The 24,417-nt window shown below is 44.3% G+C and carries 18 protein-coding genes and 2 rRNA genes (1 of these 20 only partly in view); 9 read left to right on the top strand and 11 right to left on the bottom strand.

Features of this window, described 5'->3' with window-relative positions:
• From AC0J2F_RS02940 to AC0J2F_RS02920, 5 genes are all read left to right on the top strand, one after another.
• Nucleotides 1–2,151 (top strand): 23S ribosomal RNA (locus AC0J2F_RS02940); it begins 673 nt to the left of the window's first position.
• 147 nt (nt 2,152–2,298) lie between these two features.
• Nucleotides 2,299–2,410, top strand: a 5S ribosomal RNA gene (gene rrf, locus AC0J2F_RS02935).
• A gap of 557 nt (nt 2,411–2,967) precedes the next feature.
• Nucleotides 2,968–3,924: a hypothetical protein gene (locus AC0J2F_RS02930; protein ID WP_473008638.1), complete on the top strand. Its 957-nt coding sequence runs from the start codon at nt 2,968–2,970 to the stop codon at nt 3,922–3,924.
• 144 nt (nt 3,925–4,068) lie between these two features.
• On the top strand, nt 4,069–4,347 hold the full coding sequence (locus AC0J2F_RS02925; RefSeq protein ID WP_473008637.1) for a hypothetical protein: 279 nt from the start codon (nt 4,069–4,071) through the stop codon (nt 4,345–4,347).
• Nucleotides 4,348–4,442: 95 nt separating this feature from the next.
• Complete coding sequence (locus AC0J2F_RS02920; RefSeq protein WP_473008635.1) at nt 4,443–6,194, top strand: FG-GAP-like repeat-containing protein; 1,752 nt, start codon at nt 4,443–4,445, stop codon at nt 6,192–6,194.
• Nucleotides 6,195–6,197: 3 nt separating this feature from the next.
• On the opposite strand, the gene AC0J2F_RS02915 is transcribed toward AC0J2F_RS02920, so the two are convergent.
• Nucleotides 6,198–6,461: a DUF6095 family protein gene (locus AC0J2F_RS02915; protein WP_473008634.1), complete on the bottom strand. Its 264-nt coding sequence runs from the start codon at nt 6,459–6,461 to the stop codon at nt 6,198–6,200.
• Nucleotides 6,451–7,266, bottom strand: a complete 816-nt coding sequence (gene murQ, locus AC0J2F_RS02910; protein ID WP_473008633.1) for an N-acetylmuramic acid 6-phosphate etherase — start codon at nt 7,264–7,266, stop codon at nt 6,451–6,453. Before murQ ends, AC0J2F_RS02915 begins: the two co-directional genes overlap by 11 nt.
• Before the next feature lie 69 nt (nt 7,267–7,335).
• On the opposite strand from murQ, the gene AC0J2F_RS02905 reads away from it, so the two are divergent.
• The 3 genes from AC0J2F_RS02905 to AC0J2F_RS02895 are packed head-to-tail and all read left to right on the top strand — an operon-like array spanning nt 7,336 to nt 11,422.
• Nucleotides 7,336–8,646 (top strand): MGH1-like glycoside hydrolase domain-containing protein, encoded by a 1,311-nt coding sequence (locus AC0J2F_RS02905; protein WP_473008631.1) that lies wholly within the window; start codon nt 7,336–7,338, stop codon nt 8,644–8,646.
• Nucleotides 8,647–8,650: 4 nt separating this feature from the next.
• Nucleotides 8,651–10,294 (top strand): sodium:solute symporter family transporter, encoded by a 1,644-nt coding sequence (locus tag AC0J2F_RS02900; protein WP_473008630.1) that lies wholly within the window; start codon nt 8,651–8,653, stop codon nt 10,292–10,294.
• Entirely contained in the window at nt 10,295–11,422 is a 1,128-nt protein-coding gene (locus tag AC0J2F_RS02895; RefSeq protein WP_473008628.1) for a glycerate kinase, read from the top strand.
• Here AC0J2F_RS02895 and AC0J2F_RS02890 read toward each other — a convergent pair.
• The 7 genes from AC0J2F_RS02890 to AC0J2F_RS02860 all read right to left on the bottom strand — a co-directional run bounded on the left by AC0J2F_RS02890 (nt 11,417) and on the right by AC0J2F_RS02860 (nt 19,875).
• Nucleotides 11,417–12,280: a DUF4249 family protein gene (locus tag AC0J2F_RS02890; RefSeq protein WP_473008627.1), complete on the bottom strand. Its 864-nt coding sequence runs from the start codon at nt 12,278–12,280 to the stop codon at nt 11,417–11,419. The two genes, AC0J2F_RS02895 and AC0J2F_RS02890, sit on opposite strands and share 6 nt — an antisense overlap.
• 9 nt (nt 12,281–12,289) lie before the next feature.
• The gene (locus AC0J2F_RS02885; RefSeq protein WP_473008625.1) at nt 12,290–14,653 is read right to left on the bottom strand and encodes a TonB-dependent receptor; all 2,364 of its coding nucleotides are present in this window, start codon (nt 14,651–14,653) and stop codon (nt 12,290–12,292) included.
• A gap of 71 nt (nt 14,654–14,724) precedes the next feature.
• Nucleotides 14,725–16,950: an NADP-dependent isocitrate dehydrogenase gene (locus tag AC0J2F_RS02880; RefSeq protein ID WP_473008624.1), complete on the bottom strand. Its 2,226-nt coding sequence runs from the start codon at nt 16,948–16,950 to the stop codon at nt 14,725–14,727.
• 797 nt (nt 16,951–17,747) lie between these two features.
• On the bottom strand, nt 17,748–18,098 hold the full coding sequence (gene rplS, locus AC0J2F_RS02875) for a 50S ribosomal protein L19 (protein WP_087524892.1): 351 nt from the start codon (nt 18,096–18,098) through the stop codon (nt 17,748–17,750).
• A gap of 112 nt (nt 18,099–18,210) precedes the next feature.
• Nucleotides 18,211–18,903, bottom strand: coding sequence for a tRNA (guanosine(37)-N1)-methyltransferase TrmD (gene trmD / locus AC0J2F_RS02870; RefSeq protein WP_473009357.1), 693 nt, complete (start codon nt 18,901–18,903; stop codon nt 18,211–18,213).
• Nucleotides 18,904–18,905: 2 nt separating this feature from the next.
• Nucleotides 18,906–19,397, bottom strand: a complete 492-nt coding sequence (locus AC0J2F_RS02865) for a tetratricopeptide repeat protein (RefSeq protein ID WP_374957201.1) — start codon at nt 19,395–19,397, stop codon at nt 18,906–18,908.
• Between the two features lie 40 nt (nt 19,398–19,437).
• On the bottom strand, nt 19,438–19,875 hold the full coding sequence (locus AC0J2F_RS02860) for a GNAT family N-acetyltransferase (protein ID WP_374959700.1): 438 nt from the start codon (nt 19,873–19,875) through the stop codon (nt 19,438–19,440).
• 77 nt (nt 19,876–19,952) lie between these two features.
• On the opposite strand from AC0J2F_RS02860, the gene AC0J2F_RS02855 reads away from it, so the two are divergent.
• The gene (locus AC0J2F_RS02855) at nt 19,953–21,365 is read left to right on the top strand and encodes a Gfo/Idh/MocA family protein (RefSeq protein WP_473008621.1); all 1,413 of its coding nucleotides are present in this window, start codon (nt 19,953–19,955) and stop codon (nt 21,363–21,365) included.
• 51 nt (nt 21,366–21,416) lie between these two features.
• On the opposite strand, the gene AC0J2F_RS02850 is transcribed toward AC0J2F_RS02855, so the two are convergent.
• Nucleotides 21,417–22,865, bottom strand: a complete 1,449-nt coding sequence (locus AC0J2F_RS02850; RefSeq protein ID WP_473008620.1) for a glyceraldehyde-3-phosphate dehydrogenase — start codon at nt 22,863–22,865, stop codon at nt 21,417–21,419.
• Nucleotides 22,866–22,992: 127 nt separating this feature from the next.
• Complete coding sequence (locus AC0J2F_RS02845; protein ID WP_473008618.1) at nt 22,993–24,387, bottom strand: trypsin-like peptidase domain-containing protein; 1,395 nt, start codon at nt 24,385–24,387, stop codon at nt 22,993–22,995.
• Nucleotides 24,388–24,417 lie beyond the last annotated feature (30 nt).

Genomic DNA, 24,417 nt, shown 5'->3' with positions numbered 1-24,417 from the left:
GGGCGCTTTAGTTAGTAGTAGTAGACGCGAAACCGTGTGATCTACCCATGGGCAGGGTGAAGCTGTGGTAACACATAGTGGAGGCCCGAACCCGTTGACGTTGAAAAGTCTTGGGATGACCTGTGGGTAGGGGTGAAAGGCCAATCAAACTCGGAAATAGCTCGTACTCCCCGAAATGCATTTAGGTGCAGCGTTGATTTAGTTTTATAGAGGTAGAGCTACTGATTGGATGCGGGGGCTTCACCGCCTACCAATTCCTGACAAACTCCGAATGCTATAAAATGATGATCAGCAGTGAGGGCATGGGTGCTAAGGTCCATGTCCGAGAGGGAAAGAACCCAGACCATCAGCTAAGGTCCCCAAATGTATATTAAGTTGACAAAACGCGGTTGGATTGCATAGACAGCTAGGATGTTGGCTTGGAAGCAGCCATTCATTTAAAGAGTGCGTAACAGCTCACTAGTCGAGCGATCCGGCATGGATAATAATCGGGCATAAATATACTACCGAAGCTATGGCATCTGTAAAGATGGGTAGGGGAGCATTCTAGTTGTGTTGAAGGTGAACTGTGAGGTTTGCTGGAACGGCTAGAAAAGAAAATGTAGGCATAAGTAACGATAAAGGGGGCGAGAAACCCCCTCACCGAAAGACCAAGGTTTCCTCAGCTATGCTAATCAGCTGAGGGTTAGTCGGGACCTAACGCGAACCCGAAAGGGGTAGTGGATGGACAACCAGTTAATATTCTGGTACCTGCTCACGTTAAAAGTGACGGAGGCGTATATTTGGTGCGTGCTGACGGAATAGCACGTTGAAGCGAGTAGTAATACCGCGATAGTACACTAAGGCTACGGCTGCGGTGATAATCCAGAGAAGCGACTTCCAAGAAAAGCGAGTGAAGCAGCCCGTACCGTAAACCGACACAGGTGGTTGGGATGAGAATTCTAAGGTGCTCGAGAGATTCATGGCTAAGGAACTAGGCAAAATAGACCTGTAACTTCGGGAGAAAGGTCGCCAACAGCAATGTTGGCCGCAGTGAAGAGGTCCAGGCGACTGTTTATCAAAAACACAGGGCTCTGCTAAATTGAAAGATGATGTATAGGGCCTGACACCTGCCCGGTGCCGGAAGGTTAAGAGGAGATGTTAGCTTTTAGCGAAGCATTGAATTGAAGCCCCGGTAAACGGCGGCCGTAACTATAACGGTCCTAAGGTAGCGAAATTCCTTGTCGGGTAAGTTCCGACCTGCACGAATGGTGTAACGATCTGGACACTGTCTCAGCCATGAGCTCGGTGAAATTGTAGTATCGGTGAAGATGCCGATTACCCGCTACGGGACGAAAAGACCCCGTGAACCTTTACTATAGCTTAGTATTGACTTTGGATAAGTAATGTGTAGGATAGGTGGGAGACTTTGAAGTGGCGTCGCTAGGCGTTGTGGAGTCATTGTTGAAATACCACCCTTTACTTATTTGAAGCCTAACTCAGAAATGAGGACAGTGCTTGGTGGGTAGTTTGACTGGGGTGGTCGCCTCCAAAAGAGTAACGGAGGCTTCTAAAGGTTCCCTCAATACGGTTGGCAATCGTGTGTAGAGTGCAATGGCATAAGGGAGCTTGACTGAGAGACATACAGGTCGATCAGGTACGAAAGTAGAGCATAGTGATCCGGTGGTTCCGCATGGAAGGGCCATCGCTCAAAGGATAAAAGGTACTCCGGGGATAACAGGCTGATCTCCCCCAAGAGCTCACATCGACGGGGGGGTTTGGCACCTCGATGTCGGCTCGTCACATCCTGGGGCTGGAGAAGGTCCCAAGGGTTGGGCTGTTCGCCCATTAAAGTGGCACGCGAGCTGGGTTCAGAACGTCGTGAGACAGTTCGGTCTCTATCTGTAGTGGGCGCGAGAAATTTGAGTGAATCTGACTCTAGTACGAGAGGACCGAGTTGGACTAACCTCTGGTGTACCAGTTGTTCCGCCAGGAGCACTGCTGGGTAGCTACGTTGGGAAGGGATAAGCGCTGAAAGCATATAAGCGCGAAACCCATCACAAGATGAGATTTCTTTAAAGGGTCGTGGGAGACTACCACGTTGATAGGTCACAGGTGTAAAGGTGGTAACATCATAGCCGAGTGATACTAATAACCCGTAAGCTTATGTACGTCGACTTCCCTGATCTTCGGGTCAGGGAAGCCACTCTTTGCTTTAAAAAATTAATGCAGTTCAAATGAACTTGCTACACACTCTCGAATCTCTTTTTCCTTTATGTCAAAATATTAGTGTTTGCATCTTATTGCAAGCCAACGATTTAAGGTGGCTATAGCGATGGGGCTCACCTCTTACCATTCCGAACAGAGAAGTTAAGCCCATCTGCGCAGATGGTACTGCTATACCAAGTGGGAGAGTATGTCGCTGCCTTTTTTATCATAAAGTCCTTGTTCTTTTAGAGCAGGGACTTTTTTGTTGCGCATAATCTAAATCCAAGTGTATACCTTATTAACCCAAAAAGGCTAGCGACATGCCGGCCCCTCAGCGCTCGCCCGTCGCTAAAAATGTACACCGTACATTTTCTTTACGCTCCAGGGCCTTGTTCATTTAGAGCAGGGACTTTTTTAGTGTATACCCTTATGTAAGAAGAAAGCTCATACCTTAATATATAGACTACTTCATTAACACAGCTATATACTCGCTCACCCGCGATTTATCTTTTTATCACGTCTTAGGGCAAGGATTGACGTTTTGGCATGATTTAAACGTAAAAACACGATCAGAAAAACAGCGAAAAGTCAGAAAATACTGTTGTTGGTCGAATATTTTAGTCGACAAAGTGTATGACAGAAAGCGAAATTTTGTATTTCGTCGATAAAAATTTTCGAGTCAACAAATATATCGGTAAGCTCCTGAAGATTATATAGTTGTGCGTAAAAACCTACACGATTCCTGAGTATATTGACTACTCATACAAACAGAAGAATACTATGAGAAAGAGTGTATGTTTATTAATGTTGGGGTTATTAATAATCTCTTGTTCTAAAGAGGAAGTTGGTGTAGACACCGTTGTTGAAAATAACTCATATTCGAAGAATTTAGACTTTAACAGCCTCGGGAATTACCAGGGAACCTATGTGGCAACTGGAACGTCAGAACGCGGACAGGTTAATGTTACTTTGACAGAAACCGGTGCTAAGGCATCTATTCAGTTAGCATCTGGGAAAGAGCTAAAGTTTACCTCAGATAAAGTATCATTTACCAGCATGACTGCTCAATCGACTTTATTCACTGGAACAGCTGGTAGCTTTGAGTTTTCTGTAGCGGCAGACGGGTCTGAGCCTAAAGTCACAAATGTTAATCTAAATAGTATTATTGGCAATATCATTTTGGCCAAAGCTACCACTACTACAAATGTGAGGTCTATTACCGGTACTTATGGATGTGAAACTTGCGATGAACATCCGCTTTTTTCAAATCCCGATATGCAAGAAAGCTTAGTTTGGAATCTAACATTGCAGGGAGATGCTTCAGGTCTTGAAATCGTGACCGCTCAAGTTAGTGCTGGAAGCAAAACTTTTGTGATGGAAGCTGCACAGGCAGATCCATATACGGTCTTAGGTGATATGATCTACAGTAATATTAATGGTGAATTCGCTTTTGGAGAAATGGGACTAGTCTCTTGGACTGGGGAGTATATGTTTAATGATAAGCAAGCTTGCGAAAGCGTTAATGGTTCATGGACATTCAGCAGTGCTCATTATAGCTTTGATGGATGGATCAAAAGCGACACAGAATGTGACGTAACCGGTACAGGAGATCTTCCTTATTGTAATGCTGCAGAGACCAAGGTGAGTATTTGTCACAATGGAAACACTATTTGTGTAAGTGTGAACGCTATGGAAGCTCACTTAGCGCATGGAGATGTATTGGGTAGCTGTGATTAAGTAAATCCTAAAGGAATTAATGGACAAGATGAACTTATCCGTTAGAAGATTCAATTAACAACAATTTATATCTAATAGTTGCACTAAGGCCACCGCGAAAGCTTCGCCGGCAATAATACCATTAGTAAGCAAGAAGACGGCTGCGTGATCCGTGAACAATGGACCAGTGCCACGCCGGGCTATACCGGAACCAGTATTAATTATTACGATCAGGTCTTAGAGCAATGGGTGCAATTGTGGGTTGATAATCAAGGGCAGAGCCTATACATGCGTGGGGGAATTGTAGACAGCTCCATGGTACTCCAATCAGGCTTACTCCCTGGAGCCGATGGAGTTGCTCGTTACAATCGAATCACCTGGACACCGCTACCAGAAGGAAAGGTGCGCCAGCATTGGGAGGTGTCGACTGATGAACTTAATTAGTCCACGGCATTTGATGGATTATATAGTCCTATTTAATGAGAGTGAATTCGATTAAAATCTTTACTTTAGAATCGAATTTACCTATCCTTTTGTCCATGTTAAAAAGACTCGCACTTACTTGTGTTTTTCTAACACTCACAGCTACATCAACTTTATATGCTCAGGTACTGTTTGATCAGGTTGCGGACGATCTGGGTTTAGTAGTTACCTCAAATATAGACCTGGGTAGTGGTGTCTCGTTTTGCGATTTTAACGGAGACGGCTGGGACGATCTTACCTTTGCGACCCAAGAAGGGATACAAGTGCGCTTTTTTGAGAATAACGGCAGTGGGTTCACGGAGGTATTCCTGATCGATGACACACCCTTATATACCAATAAACAAGTTATTTGGGTAGATATAGACAACGACGGCGATAAGGACTTCTTTACGGCCAATGCGGAGTTTCCCAATGTGCTCTACGAAAATGTAGCGGGAACATTGGTTGATATTACTGCGGAGTCTGGTTTGCCTACGGTGTCCAAAATGACCCATAGCGGTAACTGGGGCGATTACGATAATGACGGCTTCCTGGACCTGTTTTTAGCGAGTCGCGACCCGGATCAACTCATCAGCAATCAACTCTTTAGAAATAATGGTGACAATACCTTTACCGATGTTACCATAAGCTCCGGGATCGGCGAAGTTTCTGAGCTTACTTTTCAAGGCACCTTTTTCGACTATGACAACGATGGTGATGTGGATCTTTACTTAATCAATGACAGATCGTTCACAAAGAATATACTGTACCGAAATAATGGAGATGGCACTTTTACCGATGTCTCTGTAGAATCTGGAGCAGATTTCGAAATGGATGCTATGTCTATTGCACTTGAAGATTACGATGCAGATGGCTTTATTGATGTTTATATCACTAATGTTTTTGCTCCGGAAAGTGATACCGTTGGGAATGTACTGATGAAGAACAACGGCGACGGTACCTTTAGCAATGTGGCAGAAGCTGCGGAAGTCCGATTCGATACCTGGTCTTGGGGAGCCAATTGGACAGATGCTAATAATGATGGCTATTTAGACCTTTATGTGAGTGGAGCTTCGCCAGTTAATACTGCAACGCTAAACGCAGCAGCGCTCTATATTAGCGATGGCGATGGAACTTTTACTGAAGAGAACGCCAATGGATTCGAAGAAGATCTGGCGAATTCCTTTGGGAACGCGCTGGGCGATTTTAACCAAGACGGATATCAAGATATAGTTGTTACCAATCACTTCGGGCATTTTTCATATCTCTGGGAAAACTTAAGCAGTACCGTGACCTCAAACAATTATATCGCTTTGAAAATGCAAGGTGTGGCGAGCAATAGGGACGGGGCGGGAGCCCGAATCGAGATCATGTCCGGAGGGCAGAAACAATATCGAGTTGTTGCCTTGGGCGAGAGTTATCTCAGTCAAAATTCGAACACCGAGATCATAGGCCTGGGTAATCAAGGGCTAGATTATGTGCAAGTCACTTGGCCCAGTGGCACAGTTGATTTTTATGACGATATTACACCCAATCAGCGTTTAACCCTAGTGGAAGGTGTTGGTTATCTTTCCGCAGAAACACCTCTAGACAATACCGGTTTTGCCATGTATCCAAACCCAGCTAGCTCTGTGCTTAATTTGATACACACCAAGGCCAATATCAATGCAGTTCGCATTTATAATGCTCTTGGGCAATTGTTGTTAACTAAGGAATTTAGGATTGGCAAGGGGCAGCAAATCGAAATAGGGCAATTGGCCAGAGGTTCTTATTGGGTAGAGATTATTGCCGATTCTGGGCGACAAACTAAAAAGCTTATCAAGCAGTAGGAGCTATTCTTCTGCGGATTTATTGGCGGGCACGCCATCAAAAACAGCGCTGACAATTGTTCTTATGCCTTTGAAGCCCATGTAAATGGCGCCAGCTGCTGCTACCAATCCTGGTATAAGAATAAAAAGTGCGGTATCGTTAATAAACGATAGTGTGATCAGATAAGGTCCGAGGACGATCAGAAGCAAGCAAAAGAACATATACTTCAATCCTTTTTTCAACAAGGCGACGTCGGTATGTTTTTGATCAGGGTGTTTATTGGCCATCTTCTATAGATTTAATTGCTTCGCGCACACTTTGATGTTGTAATAGTCTTTCTTTGGCTTCTTCGAAACTAATTCCGGTAGCCTGAATGATCATACGTGTACCGCGTTCCACCAGCTTGTGATTGCTGAGTTGCATGTCTACCATTTTGTTTCCTTTGACGCGTCCTAACTGAATCATGGTCGTGGTAGTGATCATGTTCAAGATGAGCTTTTGTGCGGTTCCGGCTTTCATACGAGAGCTTCCGGTGACAAATTCAGGTCCAACAACGGCTACAATAGGAAATTGAGCAACTTCATCAAGTGGGCTCCCAGCATTGCAAGTAATACAAGCTGTAACTATTCCGTGGGCATTGCATTGCTCTAGGGCGCCAATTACATACGGCGTTGTACCTGAGGCTGCTATCCCGAGCACAATGTCATTTTGATCCACATTGTATTCTAGCAGGTCTTTCCAGCCTTGCTCGGTGTCATCCTCTGCAAATTCTACAGCTTTGCGAATTGCACTGTCTCCACCAGCAATTAGGCCTATGACCATTTCGTGTGGTACTCCAAAGGTAGGAGGACATTCGCTAGCATCAACAATCCCCAGACGTCCGGAAGTTCCGGCTCCCATATAAAACAAGCGTCCACCTTCCTTCAGTTTGGCAACTACCTGAGCAACTACCGCTTCAATTTGAGGCAAGATACCTGCTATTACCTGAGGAACTTTTTGGTCTTCAGTATTAATACCTTGTAACAATTCCGCTATGCTTTTTTGCTCAAGATCGTTGTAGAGGGAGTCGGATTCGGTCGTTTTTTGAAACATCCGTAGGGAATTTGGTCACTCAAAAGTACGGATAAAAGCCTATATTTAGCTAGTGATCAACCCCCTTTTATGAACCAACTAAAAAAGAATGCCCAGGCGGTACTGCACGGCAATTGGCAAAATGGATTTACCATTCCCTGTCAAGGCCTGTACCCGTTTCAATGGAATTGGGATTCTGGATTCATCGCCCTGGGCTGGGCTCATATCAATCCAGAACATGCTAAGCAAGAGATACGCTCTTTGCTCAAAGGGCAATGGAGCAATGGCTTTTTGCCGCATATAGTATTTCACAATCCTTCGGATTCTTATTATCCGGGGCCAGAAGTGCACGGTGCTCAGCTCAGCCCTCATAGTCCCGAGATTCCTACCTCTGGAATTACACAGCCTCCTGTTTTGGGATTCATTTTAGAATATATCTATAAGCGCCTAGACGCAGATCCATCCTTTTTAGATTTTGTGGCTTCCGTTTACGATGCGGTTTACGCTAACCACGAGTATTTCTATACCCTAAGAGATCCACAGCAAGAAGGTCTAGTCTATATTTGTCATAACTGGGAGGCAGGGACAGACAATACGCCGGTTTGGGATTTTATTTGGGACACCTTTACAGTCCCCCAGTACGACCTCCCCAGAAAGGACACCTCCTTAATAGATGCATCGCATCGGCCAACCAATGCAGAATATTGCTATTATATACACCTTATAGAGTTGTTTAAAACTTGGAATTACGAGGATGCTCGCATTGCTTCGGAGTCTCCTTTTCTAGTGCAAGATCCCTTGTTTAACAGCATGCTTATTGCCTCCAATAACGGTTTGATTCGTTTGGGAAAACTCCTTGGTCGATCAGCCCAAGTTTCGCAATTAGAAGCCTGGAACACCAAAGCAAAGCAACGATTCAATGAAAAGCTTTACGACAGCAAATTGGGAGGTTACGTCTATTATGATCTACGAGGAGAGCGAAAGCTATCGCATTTATCTTCCTCTAGTTTTACTCCGCTGTTTGCTGAGATTCCATCTGCTGCCCAAGCAGCAGCGTTGATCGCCCACTTGGATGGGGGGCGCTTTAGTGGTGCTCAGCACGAGCGCCTGCTTTGTGCTTCATTTGACCCCACTAGTTCACTATTTAATAGTCAGAAGTACTGGCGGGGACCTATCTGGATCAACCTCAATTGGCTCATTTATGAAGGCTTGCTCAAATACGGAGCTAAGGACACAGCAGCTCAAATAAGAACAGACAGCATAGCGCTTATTAAAAAGTATGGATTCTATGAATATTTTGAATGCGATAGAATTAAAAACGAAACCTTAGATACAGGTTATGGCGGGAATAACTTCTCTTGGAGTGCAGCCCTTATCCTAGACCTTTTAAAATCACAATAGATTTATGAATATATACGACTACCTGATCGTCGCGGCCTATATCATCTTCTTCTTGGGGATGGGCTACTTCTTTAAGAATAACAAGAATTCTACAGATTACTTTCTAGGCGGACGCTCCATGGGCTGGTTCCCATTAAGCCTCTCTACCATGGCTACTCAGCTATCTGCTATTAGTTTTATCTCTGCTCCAGCCTTTGTTGGTATTAAAATGGGAGGCGGGATGAAATGGTTGACTTTTGAATTCGCCGTGCCCTTGGCAATGCTTTTTATTATGCTCTTGGTAATTCCGCCATTGTTTAGATCTGGAGTTGTAAGTATTTATGAATTTGTAGAACGCAGGTTTTCTGCCTCTACCCGAATGACCCTCAGCATCGTCTTTCAGCTCAGCAGGGCACTGGCCACAGGAGTCATGGTCTATACCATAGCCTTGATCATTCAAGCGGTATTAGACATAGATAAAGGATACACCATTTTGATAATTTCTGTGATCACGATAATATACAGTTGGCAAGGTGGAATGAAGGCTGTAGTTTGGGGCGATGCGATCCAAATGATCTTGCTCTTCGGGGGTTTGGTGGCCTGTTTGGTCTTCGGCTGGATGGAGTTGTCAGAGACCGGAGGTTTGGCCAATGGATTTGCCTCAGAGCGTTTACAGGTGATCGATTTTAATCTCGGAATAGGCCAGGGGCAAGAGTATGGGTTTTGGCCCATGCTTATCGGAGGTTTTTTCTTGTATGTGTCTTACTACGGCTGTGATCAGACGCAGGCCCAGCGCATGCTGTCCGCTAAGAACGAAAAGACCATTCGTCAATTACTTTTGGCAAATGGCTTGTTGCGCTTTCCGGTAGTTTTGGTCTATTGTATCATGGGACTCATCATTGGGGCTTTAGTAAGCAGCTCTCCGGATTTTATGGCAGAGTTGGTGGCCGTTACAGAAAAGCATTTTCCGGCAGCGGCCGCAAATAATGGGATCAACACTGACCTAATGATCCCGGTCTTTATAATAAAGTACTTACCGCATGGTATCATCGGACTATTAATGGTGGCAATTCTGTCTGCAGCGATGAGTTCTCTGAGTTCAACGGTAAATTCGCTCTCCGCAGTAAGCGTAGAAGATTTTTTTAATCGGGGTAAACGAAAGCTTGAAGGGGCTGCATATATACGCACCTCTAAATTGATGGTCTTGTTCTGGGGTATCGTTTGTATTTCCTGTTCGTTCTTATTTGGTGGCGGTAAGAGCACGGTAATAGAGATCATCAATGCTATTGGCTCGGTATTCTACGGTCCTGTTCTGGTCACCTTCTTGCTCGCCATTTTCTCTAAACGGGTTAACCATATTGGTATGAATGCTGGTATTATTGTGGCGGTTTTGGTGAACCTGATCTTCTCCTCAACTATGCAAGAGATCTTTAATTACGATATCGGTGTTGAGATCTTCTGGATCTGGCTCAACTTTACAGGTGTGGTGATCACCTTGGTGGTGGCTTATCTGGTTTCTGCCTTAAGCAAGAACATCGAAGTTAAAGAAGGTATTCCATTTCAAATAAAACGCAGTGATATCATGCAGAAAGAGACCTATATCTTGGTCGGATTCTTCGTTGTCATAGTGGTGTTTAGTTTTTTTGTCCCGGATATTTTTGGCCTGTAGATGAAAGTATTGATCATTCCAGATGGCTTTAAAGATAGTTTGGAGGCGGCTCAGGTTGCCCAGGCTATAAAGGAAGGCATATACCAAGCCAATAAGCATACCCAAGTTTTTGAACTCTTGGCATCAGACGGTGGCGATGGTTTTTTAAAGGTCATTAGGCATTACAAGCCGAGATTGGAAGTTGTAAAAACTGCTACTACAGATCCTCTTGGGAGCTCTTTAGAGGCTTCATACCTCTATGATAAAGATACGACAACCGCTTATATAGAGCTGGCATCGGCTTCTGGTATTGAGTTATTAAGCAAGCAGGAGCGTCGGGTAATGGAAACCTCGACTCTTGGTACAGGCAAGCTGTTAGATTCAGCTATAGCTAAAGGTGCAAAACATATTTATGTTGGCCTAGGTGGATCTGCAACCAATGATGCCGGTATGGGAATAGCCCAGGCATTAGGCTGGCAGTTTTCAGATGTTGATGGGAAGGCCTTGTATCCCTGTGGAGGGAGTCTGAATTTGGTGGCACAGGTCATTCCACCAAAAGATCCGAAGACCAAAGGAGTACAGATCACAGCGGTAAATGATGTACAGAACCCACTATTTGGGCCGCAAGGCGCGGCCTATACCTATGCCAAACAAAAAGGTGCTAGTCCACTGCAAATAGAACTCTTAGATTCTGGCCTAAAGCATTTAAACTCGCTGGTTTCGGCGGTAATAGGAAAAGACTTAGGCAAGGTTCCCGGAACAGGAGCTGCCGGCGGAACAGCTTATGGTCTTAAGGCGTTTTTAAATGCAGTATTCGAGCCAGGGACACCCTTTATGCTAAAATTAAGTGGCTTTCACGAAATTCTCGATACCCATAATATCGATCTCATAATCACGGGCGAAGGCAGTATTGATCATCAGACCAAACACGGGAAGTTGGTCAGTGGGGTAGTGCAAGTTGCCGCATCTTATAATGTGCCGGTCTATGCCATTTGCGGCCGATGTTTTCTAGATCAGAACGCAATAGCAGATCTTGGATTGGCGGCAGTAGAAGAACTCTATAGGCCCGAGCAACCAGAAGGTTATAGCTTTACTTATGCTGAATCACTTGTCAAACAAAGCGCTATGAGTATAATGGCAGGATTATAGGTCTTCTATAACTATGGTAGAGGTGTTCTGCTGTACCAAAGCAAAATAACCCAAAGCAAAATTCTGCTGGGTTTCTACATTGTCTACAGTCTCGTCATTGTCGATATCTGTAGCGTTAATAAAGTTTCCGCGAACCGTTAGTGTTGGAGTCTGAAATGGGTTCACTTCATCTTCACTTTGTTCAATGATCTGACTCATATAATTGTAAAAATTAGCATCAGCTCCAAAAATAGAAATTGGAAGTTCCGTGCCAACTTCAAACGGGTCGTCGTAGAACCATGAAAACACAAATTGTTGGTCTTGGTAAAAGGTATCTTCTGTAGCCAGGAACTCTCCGAAGCCAAAATCGAAGATGTAATAGTTGTCTTCTCCGGCAATATCGGTAAAGGTTACTTTGATTTCTTGGTCGTCATCGTCGAACACAAAACCATCTCCTTGTTCTAGCTGATCGATCTGAGGAGCAGCGACAAAACTCGCTTCGGCCAAATAGAATTGATCTTCAAAATCGATCTGTAAGAGCCAACGGTCCTGCATTAAAAGATCGGTTTGTAAGGCTTTGACGTAAACACCTGGCTCCGTTTCGTTAAAGACCACAGCATCTGGTAGCGGATTATCTAGATTGCTAAGAGTTATCTGTTGCAAATTGGCGGGAGGAATGGTCTCAAAAAAGCCGTTGGTCTCTCCCACTACTATGCGCATTTCGGTTATAGTAGAAGCTGTATCTATTCGTATTAATGCGTCTATGATCAAGCGACGATCTCCGGTTGGGGTGTCTACTTCGATTACGTCTTCGCAACTGCTTAAGGCGAAGACTGCCATAAGTGTCAGAAATAAATATTTTGGGCTGAACTTTTTCATAATCGTCACTTAAAACTTAAAATTATAGGTCACAGAAGGTATGATCCCAAAGATGGAGGTACGAACCGCTTCATTGACCCCCGTATCTTGATTTCTCCTAAAGTTGATAGCTGCCGCATTGCGTCTGTTGTAGAGGTTATAAATGCTAAACACCCATTCTCCTTGCCAGCTTCTGCCAGCTTTGGGTTTTGGTTTAAGGGTTGCCGACACATCGATCCTATGAAAATCAGGCAGGCGTTCTTGATTCCGAAGTCCGTAGTAAGGAATTGTTAAACCTTGAAACTCGAATTGTCCAATAGGATAATTAGTTGGTTGTCCAGTCTGATAGATGAAGTTGCCGTTAAAACTCCATTTGTCGTTCAATTCATAGTTGGTGTAAAGCGAAATGTCATGACGCTTGTCGTAGGGCGTTGCATACCATTCTCCTGAGTTGATCCCGATCTCATTTTCGTTGCGAGGCGGGGTGCGCTGCTCTGACTTAGACCAGGTGTAGGCCAGCCAGCCAGTAAGCTTACCTTCGTTCTTTCTAAAGAGCAATTCTGCTCCATAGGCACGTGCCTGTCCGTTTAGAATCACTTGTTCTATGGCGTCGTTGGCAATGAGTTCCGCACCGTCTATATAATCGATTCGGTTTTGAATGTCCTTGTAAAAACCTTCTATCTCTAAGGAGAAATCTCCCTCTTTGATGTTCTTGAAGAAACCTATTGCATACTGATCCAATAGTTGCGGTTCCACAAATGGGCCACTCGGTGTCCACACATCTAGCGGAGTAGGAGAGCTGGTATTGGACAATAAGTGAAGATATTGGGCCAATCTGGTATAACTGGCCTTAATAGAAGTGTTGTCGTCAAAGACATAGGCCATAGATACCCTAGGCTCAAAATTCGTGAAACTCGCCAATTGATCGCTGCGAGAGGATTCCACGGTTTCTATTGGCTCTGCTTCTCTATAAATAAGTAAAAGCGGATCGAACTCGACAGGATTGTTATCTGCATAGACATTGATCTGGTCTTGTCCAAAGCGAATAAAATGACTGAGTCTGAGGCCGTATTGCATGCTGAGCTTTTCTGTGATCTGATGCTGCACATCTGCATAGGCTGCAAATTCGTTGGCGTATTTTTTTATCAGCTGATCTTCAACTATTCCAGAATCTGGATTGTTCGGTTTGATCTTTCCAGGATTAAAGACGTAATAAATATTGTTGAGTCCATAATTGACCTGAAATTTATCGTTCATGTAGTGTTTCAGGTCGTATTTAAGGTTGAAGTTCTGAATCCCAGAATCCCATTCGAATCCAACAAAATCCAGTTCCAAACCGTAGAAATAGTCAGAATAGATAAGTGATAGATTTGAAAATAGTTTGTCTGAAAATATGTGGTTCCATCTAAAGTTTACCACGGCATTACCATAAGTGTTTACAAAGCTTTCATTTATACTGAACAGATCCCGTCCGAAGTAACCCGAGAGAAAAACATTATTGCGCTCGTTGATCCGATAATTGAGTTTGGTATTCACATCATAGAAATAGGCACTGTTCTCCACGTCAAAAAGCGGTAAGAACAAATGGGCATAAGACCCACGACCACCAAATAGGAATGCGCCTCTGTCTTTTTCCAGTGGTCCTTCTAATAACAATCTGCTCGTAACCGCGCCGATCCCTCCATTAGCCTTGAATTTCTGGCTATTTCCTTCTTTCTGAAAGATCTCTAACACAGAAGAAACACGCCCCCCGTATCGGGCCGGAATACCCCCTTTATAGAGTTTTACGTCTTTTATTGCATCTGGATTGAAAACAGAAAAGAAACCGAATAAGTGAGAGGAATTAAAGATAGTAGCCTCGTCCAATAAGATTAAATTCTGATCTACAGCCCCTCCGCGTACGTTGAAGCCCGAGGCTGCCTCCCCAGCATTGGTTACTCCAGGTAATAGCAGAATCGATCGGATCACGTCCGCTTCTCCCAGCACAGCAGGTATACTTTTAATGGTCGAAACTTTGACTGTATTAACACTCATTTGTGGCCTGCGTATATCCAGACGATCATTGTCTGCAGTGATCACTACTTCATCCAAACTTTCCAAGTTCTCTTCCAAACGGTAGTCTTTACGCAAATTGCTGGTAAGTGCTATCGACTCTGTAATGTCTTTAAAACCTAGGTAGCTGATAAGGAGTTGGTAATTTCCCTCTGGAACAGTGAGGGAATAAAAACCATATTCGTTAGTGGTGGTTCCTGTATTGAGTTCTGGTATCAAGATGCTAACGCCGATAAGGCTTTCTCCTGTAGCTTGTTCTAATACAGTTCCGCTGAGGGTGTACTTTTGCTGTGCAAATCCGAGTAGGGGAGCAAGAAGCAAAAGCAGAAGTAGTTTTTTCAATGCTAACTTTTTAATAAAGTTAACAAAAAAGCCCCGCAAGATGCGAGGCTTTTGTAAACTTTAGCATTTTCTTAAATACGTGCTAAAATACCGTTTAAGGTTGTGCTTGGTCGCATTTGTGCGCTTGCAAGAGCTTCGTCTGGGAAGTAGTAACCGTCAATATCGACCGGACTTCCTTGTGCGGCATTTAGCTCGTCCATGATCTGTTGCTCTGCAGCCGCCATGTCTGCGTAGATAGAAGCGAACTTCTCTTTGAGTTCAGCATCTTTGTTTTGCTTACTCAAGGCTTCTGCCCAATACATGGCCAAATAGAAATGACTGCCTCGGTTGTCGATCTCGTTGACTTTGCGAGAAGGTCCTTTCTTGTTCTCCAACAATTTTTCGGTTGCCTCGTCTAAGGTTTCCCCCATCAACAAAGCTCTCGGGTTGTTGTAAGTGTTACCCAAGTGTTCCATAGAAACTGCGAGGGCTAAGAATTCTCCTAAGGAATCCCAACGCAGGTGTCCTTCTTCGTTGAATTGTTGTACATGCTTCGGAGCAGATCCACCAGCTCCGGTTTCAAACAATCCTCCGCCATTCATTAAAGGAACGATAGAGAGCATTTTGGCACTGGTTCCCAATTCTAAAATAGGGAAGAGGTCTGTTAGATAGTCGCGCAGTACGTTTCCGGTTACAGAAATGGTATCCTTTCCTGCTTTTACGCGCTCAAGTGTATATTGGGTGGCACCCACTACATCGAGGATCTCAATCTCTAATCCTGAGGTATCGTGATCTTTTAGATAGGTTTGTACCTTTTTGATAAGCTGTGCGTCATGAGCTCGAGTTGCGTCCAACCAGAATACAGCTGGAACCCCTGTGGCTCGTGCACGGTTAACTGCTAGTTTAACCCAATCGCGAACAGGGGCATCTTTTACCATACACATGCGCCAGATGTCGCCAGGGTGAACACTGTGTTGCATCAAGGTCTCTCCGTTTTGATCAATCACCTTTACGATTCCAGTATCCTTGATCTCAAAGGTCTTGTCGTGCGATCCGTATTCTTCTGCCTTTTGCGCCATTAATCCAACATTCGGGACTGTTCCCATAGTGGTTGGGTCAAAGGCGCCGTTGGCTTTACAGAAATTTATTGTAGTCTGATACAGGCCGGCATAACTGCTATCTGGAATGATGGCTTTGGTGTCTTGTGTATCACCGTTCTTATCCCACAATTGTCCTGAGTTTCTTATCATAGCTGGCATAGAAGCATCGATGATCACATCACTTGGTACGTGCAAGTTGGTGATTCCCTTGTCTGAATTCACCATAGAAAGCGATGCTCCTTCTTTTAGACATTGCCCAATAGTGGCCTCTACAGCTGCTTTTTGATCTGCTGGGAGTTTGTCCAATTTGGCCATCAAATCACCAAATCCATTATTCTCTTCAAAACCTACTGCCTCTAAAGTGGCTGCGTGCTTTTCGAATAGGTCTGCAAAATAAACGCGTACCGCATGACCAAAAATGATAGGGTCAGAGACCTTCATCATGGTCGCTTTCATATGTAGCGAAAGCAAAATATCTTCGTCTTTGGCGGCTTGGATCTCTTTTTTGAGAAACTCCAACAGCGCGGCCTTTTCCATTACAGTAGCGTCTACGATCTCGCCTTCTTGTACAGCAACCCCCGCTTTGAGTACTTTGGTCTCTCCGGATGCGGTTTCTAAAACAATATCCAAAGCTCCAGCTGCTGCCGCAGTTACCGATTGCTCGTTGTGTCTAAAATCGCCAGCATCCATAGTTGCAACGTGCGTACGCGAGTCTGCACTCCAAGCACCCATACGATGTGGGTTTTTCTTCGCGTAATTTTTTACAGCCTTGGGAGCACGTCTGTCTGAGTTCCCTTCGCGAAGTATAGGGTTTACTGCACTTCCTTTGATCTTGTCGTAGCGCGCCTTTATTTTAGACTCCTCCTCATTCTGAGGTTCTTCCGGGTAGTTAGGCAAAGCAAATCCTTTGCTTTGTAATTCTTTAATGGCTGCTTTTAGCTGAGGTACTGAAGCCGAGATGTTTGGTAACTTGATAATGTTGGCTTCTGGTTTTTTAACTAGCTCGCCTAGTTCCGCTAAAGCGTCCGAGATGCGTTGTTCTGCCGTTAGGTAATCTGGAAAAGTTGCCAGGATGCGTCCGGCTAAAGAGATATCTCTTGTTTCTAGACTTAAACCTGCAGGTCCTGCAAAGGCTTGAATGATTGGAAGTAGGGAATAGGTAGCCAGTGCTGGCGCTTCGTCTGTCTTGGTGTAAATAATCTTAGGCGTGTCAGTCATAATCGTTACTGCAGAAAATTGTTTAGCTCGGTTGTTTATTCGGATTGCAAATATACAAAAATCGACCCGTGCAGAATCCTTGCTAAAGTCCTATACGACTGGCTTTTAGAAATTTTGTCAAATTGATAAAATTCGAGGGGCAAAATTGAGGAATTCATAACGCCTTAAAAGAACAAAAGCCATATCAGCGCACTAAGTACTTTGATATGGCTTTCTAATGAAACTCGGCGTTACCGGTTTTGCCTTGCGGCGCTTGTAGCAATTCTGTTAATAAACTGCTCCCGTGCTCGGTTTCATCGAATACGGATCGCTTCAATTCTACCCCGAGGGTTGTCCTTGCTAGGATTCGTATTCAGACGGTTGTTGATTAAGTTCCCACTACCCGTTTCCGAGTGTCTGAAGTCAGGTTCCCGTTACTGGGTTCCTGTCGATTAAACGTTTCGCTGTTGCCAGTTAGTCGGTCTAAGCGATCGGCATTGTTGCCAATGCACATCCTCTAGACTTTCTTCCTCCGTTGCCGAAGTCTCTGCCGATTGGCACTCCCTATTGCTAGGGCCTGGGTCCTCTAAATCTTTACCGCTATATAAAGAACGTTACTTTACAGGAAATTACTTTTAGTTTAGTGTTAGCTATCCTCGTTGTAATTTCTTATAGCTAATATAGGGACCGATTTTAGAAATACAAGAAAATTAGTGTTCTTTATATCAACACTTTACGAACTGCACTTATTAACTTTTGTTAATAAAGAAGGGCGGCCCTTATGGAGTCGCCCTTGAAATGGATAGGTCTGTATGACCTTACATTCTTCTTTCCTTGATACGTGCTTTCTTTCCAGTAAGTTCTCTGAAGTAGTAGATACGCTTTCTGCGAACGCTACCTCTACGGTTAACTTCGATCTTCTGAAGAGCTGGCATGTTTACTGGGAAAATTCTTTCTACACCAACAGTTCCAGACATTTTTCTAATGGTAAAGGTCTGAGAAGCACCTGTACCTTTTAGTTGAATAACAACGCCTTTAAAGAACTGGGTACGTGTTTTTTCACCTTCGCGAATTTCGTAGTATGCGGTGATAGTGTCACCAGCGCTGAATTCTGGGAATTCCTTTTTAGTTACGAACTCGTCTTGTACAAATTTGATTAAAGATTCCATAGTGATTATCTAAATCATTAGTTCGGAACAACATTCACGTATCTCGTCAGAGGTTGGGCCGAAATCGGCTTCAAAAATAAGCAATTTATTTATTGATGCAATTTATTCTCGTTTAATTTTCTTTGGAATTTGGAGCCAAAAGATCTGGTCTTCTGTCTGCTGTACGTTGATGCGCCTGCTCTTCTCGCCACTGATCGATCTTTTTAGTATGACCGCTTAAGAGTATTTCCGGCACCTTCCAACCTTTGTAATCTGCCGGGCGGGTATATACAGGTGGAGCTAGTAGATTGTCTTGAAAAGAGTCTGTAAGGGCGCTGGTCTCGTCGTTAAGAACCCCTGGGAGCAATCTGATGATTGCATCACTCAGTACTGCAGCACCGAGTTCCCCGCCACTGAGTACATAGTCTCCTATGGAGATTTCCTTAGTGATAAACTGATCGCGAACGCGTTGATCCACGCCTTTATAATGTCCGCAGAGCATCATTAAATTCTTCTTTAAAGACAAGTTATTGGCGATGCCTTGATTGAGGCGCTGCCCGTCTGGAGTGAGGTAGATGATCTCGTCGTAGTCGCGTTCTGCTTTTAGTTTAGAGATACACTTGTCTATGGGTTCTATCATCATGACCATTCCGGCTCCTCCGCCAAATTGATAATCGTCAATTTGTTTGTATTTATTAGAGGCGTAATCTCGTAGATTGTGAAAATGCACCTCCACTAGGCCTTTCTCCGCAGCTCGCTTAAGTATAGAGGCTTCGAACGGGCTTTTAATGAGTTCCGGCAATACGGTTATGATATCGATGCGCATCATTACAGATCGAGTTTCATTTTACAGCGTTCAATGGAATTCTTTGTCCTGTTGAGCACATCGTTAGAAAGCGTCAACTGTGCGGCCATCTTGTAATGATCTATGGCCTTGGTGATCTCACCTTGTTGTTCGTACATGATGCCGTACTCATTATATATGGTCGCCTTGGTTATCCCAGGAATAGTAAGGGCTGTGTCGAGTAGTTCTTTAAGTTCGTCGAATTTACCCAGGGTTGATAGGCAAACAGCATAATTGTAATAGACACTCGGATATAATGGACTTTTCTCTAAGGCTAGTTTGTATAGGGTCTCTCCTTTATCGTAGTCTTTGAACTTCACTTCGTAAAGATAGCCCAGATGATTGTAGGCTTTACCAAAATCCGGATCGATATCGATAATCTTCTCCAGTTTATTGGATGCCGCTTCATACTGCCCGTTCTTGATATCCAGGTTGGCCTGGTCGAGCATTTCCTCCAGTTTTGTCAAATGGTCCATATCCTACCAATTTTGGGGTAAAAGTACAACAATCCCAGCATTAAACCTCCCAGAAATAGTGAAGTGCAGGGTCTTTGGTCCAGCCGTTTCTTTCGTAGAGATATTGCGCCGGATTGTCCGCTGCTGTTTCCAACACCAAACCTCTGGCATTTTCTTGACACGCATGCTGCTTGGCCCGCTCCAAGAGTGCAGTGCCTACTTGTTTTCCTCTGGCATCGGGAGTTACATAAAGATCGTTAAGGACAAAAACTCGTTTCATGGCTACCGAAGAAAAACTCGGATAGAGTTGTGTAAACCCAAGAGCATTATCACTATCGTCCAAGGCCATAAATATGATACTGTCTTTTTTATTAAAGCGCTCTTGTAAAAAGGCCTTAGCTGCATCCAGATCTGCTTCTTGCTTGTAAAACACCCGATATGCATTGAATAAGGGAGTCAAAGCTTGGAGATGTTCCTGAGTGGCTCTTAAGGTGGTCATAGTCTTCAAATTGAATTTCAATTTAGAGAAACCAATTGGAATTTATACCTTTAGTGAAACACTAATTCCAACCAAATATGAAGCGCAGAACATTTATCAAGCAGACCGCAGCGGCTTCCGCAGCATTTACCATAGTCCCGAGTTTTGTTTTGGGAAAAACCCATGTGCCACCTAGCGATACTTTATACCTGGCGGGGATAGGTGTAGGCGGTCGTGGTGGTGGAGTAGTTCGCGAATTGGCTGCTACGGGTAAGGTGAAGTTCGTGGCGCTCTGTGATGTGGACGACAAACGTGCGACGGCTAGTTACGAGGCGCATCCCAATGCCAAGCGTTATCGTGATTACAGAAAGTTATACGACGCTCACCTGGGTGAGATAGATGGCATCATGGTTGGTACACCAGACCATACGCATGCTTGTATTGCGCTGCCCTTTATGAAGGCCAAGAAACATGCTTATGTTGAAAAGCCACTTACGCATAATATTCGTGAAGCCCGAATGATGGCAGAGGTAGCGGCCCAGCAGGGAATTGTTACTCAAATGGGGAACCAAGGAGCCTCCGGCGATGGAATAAGACTAGCCCAAGAGATCATAGATGCTGGCCTTATCGGGCAGGTTCAAAAAGTGGACTGTTGGACCAACAGACCCGTATGGCCGCAAGGCTTTAAACGCTTTTCAGAGTCGCAACCCATTCCAGAGACCTTTGACTGGGATCTATGGTTGGGCCCAGCTGCCATGCGTCCGTATAACGAAGGCTATCATCCTTTTAAATGGCGTGGTTTCTGGGACTTTGGAACTGGTGCCATGGGCGATATGGGCTGCCATATTATGGAGACTCCTTTTAAAACCTTAGGACTCAGGTTTCCTTATGAGGCCGAAGCTAGTTGTACTACGGTATGGATAGACGATTTTGTAGAAGCCGATTATCCCGCGGCTTGCCCGCCCTCTTCTGTGGTGCGTTTGCGATTTAAAACAGAGAAACACGGCGATATTGGACTCAATTGGTACGATGGAGGAATCATGCCTGACCTGCCAACTGAATTGGGTGATGGTGAATTGCCGGGAGACACTGGAGGGGGTAGTATATTTCACGGAACTGACGGGATCATGGTAACTGGCACCTATTCTGCCAATCCGAGATTACTGCCTGCGGAGCGCATGGCCGATTTTACTCCTCCGCCGCAAACCATTAAGCGTGTAACCGCTGGTCATGCCGGAGAGTGGGTAGAGGCCTGCTTAAACGGTGGTGAGACCTCTTCTCCTTTTTCTTACGGAGGGCCATTAACAGAAGCAGTGCTTATGGGGAATCTAGCTATAAAAGCCTTCCAGTACAAGCAGTTAAAAGAAGGAAAAAAGGTGGGCGACTGGGCTCCTTATGATTATCCGGGGCGTAAGACCATCTTATGGGATGGCGATGCCATGAAGGTGACCAATTACGATAAGGCAAACGACTGGGTCCGCAGAGACTACCGCGAAGGCTTTGAAGTATAAAACCCCAACCGCGAAAGGTCAGGGTTTTAATATTAAGGAAGAATTACAATACTAGTAGTAGGTGAATCGTCTCACCTTGGCAATATATTTTGCCAGGCGAATTACCTGATGGCTGTAGCCGTATTCATTATCATACCACACATATATAATAGCATTGTCACCGTCTTTGTTTACGATGGTAGCGTTGCTGTCATAAATGGATGGGGCAGAGGAGCCAACGATATCAGAAGATACCAACTCGTTGTTTAGGGAGTATTTGATCTGTTCTACCAAAGCTCCTTCTAAGGCTGCCTTTCTTAAGATCTTATTCAGCTTGGCAGCTGTGGTCTTTTTCTCCAGTGTGAGGTTTAAGATAGCCAATGAACCGTTAGGTACCGGAACGCGGATCGCATTGGAGGTCAATTTTCCTTCAAAAGAAGGTAGTGCTTTAGAAACAGCGCTTCCAGCACCGGTTTCTGTGATCACCATATTCAAAGCTGCTGCACGCCCACGACGGTATTTATTGTGCATATTGTCTACCAGGTTCTGGTCGTTCGTGTAGGCGTGAATGGTCTCTAAATGACCGTGTTTAACTCCTAAGCTGTCTTCTATAACCTTAAGTACAGGTGTAATGGCGTTGGTAGTACAGCTTGCTGCGGAGAAGATATCTACTTTATCCGGATCGTTGTCCAAGTGATTCACACCGTGAACTATGTTTGGAATTCCTTTGCCAGGTGCGGTAAGCAATACTTTAGAAGCTCCCTTAGAAGTCAAATGACGCTGTAGGGCCTTGTCGTCTCTAAAGGCGCCGGTGTTGTCCATCACCAAGGCATCTTTTATTCCGTAAGCAGTATAATCTATCTCTTCTGGACCATTAGCAGAGATCATGTGAACTGTTGTGCCGTTAATAATTAGAGCGTTGTTCGCTTCGTCTATCTGTACTGTTCCCGGGAAATCTCCATGCACGGAGTCGTATTGTAATAGGGAAGCGCGTTTTTCTAGCACTGTTCTGTCTACAGCACCTCGGGTAACGATAGCGCGCAAGCGAAGTTGTGAACCATCGCCAGTACGACTCATAAGAATTCTAGCCAGGAGTCTACCAATACGTCCAAAGCCATAAAGAACAACATCTTTAGGTTCAATATTATGCCCGTTCTTAGCATCTTTCAGCTTGTTGTGTACAAAGGCGGGCGCATTTCTTGTAGTACCTTCTTCCATATGGTACTCGTAGGTAAGTATTCCGATATCGAGCTTGGCTGCAGGCAAGTTCATGTTTTTGATCGCCTGGGCGATCTCTACAGAATCGAAAATCGAGATGGGTTTGCCAACAAAGGCACCTGCATATTCGTGCAGTCGCAAGATCTCACTCACACTTTGATCGATCAGGGGATTGCGAAACAGAACCAATTCAATGTTCTTGTCGTACCAAAGATCACTTACAATCTTAATGAATTCAACAGTTGCCTTACGGCGATCTGTTTGGAAGGACAGCTCCTTTTCATAGGTGGCTTCGAAACTCATAAATGAGGGTTTAAAATTTTGGGCAAAAGTACCTATTTCAAACGTTTTAGTAAAAGATTTATGTAAAAAATAAAAACCCCTTTTACACACGGTAAAAGGGGCTTGAATTTAAGGGCGATTTTATCGCCTATCGGATGATGAATTTGTTTACTTCACCACTGCGATCTACCATGGTAAGACTAAAAGGTTGACTATTGTCTTTAGCCTCGATGATCCGGCGAACATCATCTATATCCTTAACAGGTTCATCGTTGATCTTGGTAATGATCACATCGTCCCAATTGTATTTATTCATGTCTCGCGTCAATACACGATTAACAGAAACTCCATAACTGGTATTGAATTCTCTGAGTTTCTTTTTGGTAGTATTTTTGACTTCCAGACCGAGGTCTTCTATCTGATAGATCTCTAGTTTTACTAATGTTACAGGAACGATAGTTTCTTCTCCGTCTCGCAATACAGTCACGTCAACTACATCATCTGGGCGTTTAGAGCCCACGTAACCGACCAAATCGGTGAATTTGTTGATGCTTATGCCATCGATTTGTTTAATGATGTCACCTTCAAGAATTCCACCCAGATCTGCTCCGGAGCCACTCTCTACCGTGCCAACATAAACACCTTCGGTCTCTGATATTCCAGGAATACTTTTAGCCGCATCTGCCACATTCAATCCGCGGATACCCAAGATACCGCGTTGTACATAGCCATATTCTAAAATGTCCTGAATTACCTTCTTGGTATTGTTAGAAGGTACGGCAAAGGAATATCCTACATAAGATCCAGTCTGAGAAGTGATCGCTGTATTGATACCTATTAGCTCTCCCTTCACGTTTACTAAAGCACCTCCGCTATTCCCGCGGTTAACTGCAGCATCGGTTTGGATAAAAGATTGGGTGTTAGATCCAAATTGGTTCAGGTCTCTAGACTTAGCACTTACAATTCCTGCAGTTACTGTGGATGTTAGGTTGAACGGGTTCCCGACGGCCAATACCCATTCGCCAACTTTAACTTCATTGGAATCTCCAAAAGCCAAGTAGGGTAGGTCATCTTCCGTTTGGATCTTAATAAGTGCAATGTCGGTATTTGGGTCTGTCCCAATGAGTTCTGCCGGATAGGCGCGATTGTCATTAAGGGTTACTTCCAACTCTGAGGCATTCTCAATAACATGATTGTTGGTCACAATATAACCATCCGCAGAAATGATCACACCACTTCCGGTTCCTACCATTTCTCGGGCAGCTCCGCCGCCGTAAAAGAATTCCATAATGTTGGTAGGCCCTTTGCTAATGGTCGTGTTCTTAACGTGCACCACCGCATTTACAGAGGTTTCTGCAGCTTGCGTAAAATCAAAGGCAAGTGCAGGATTGCTCGGATTTGTAAAGGAGGTGTTCACAAATGGTACCTCTTGTTGTGTTTGGGTCAGCACAACTTGTTTTTCGTCTTCCAATAATTTGTATCCGCCCAACGTTACCATACCGGCAAGTAGAGCTACGGCAAATAGGGTTAGGTTTTTCTTCATCTTTCCTCTTTTTAATCTTTGGATTAACAA

It is taken from the genome of Gilvibacter sp. CC01, assembly GCF_055755295.1.
Note: the sequence above shows the minus strand (reverse complement) of the source record. Positions and strands in the feature narration are given on the sequence as shown.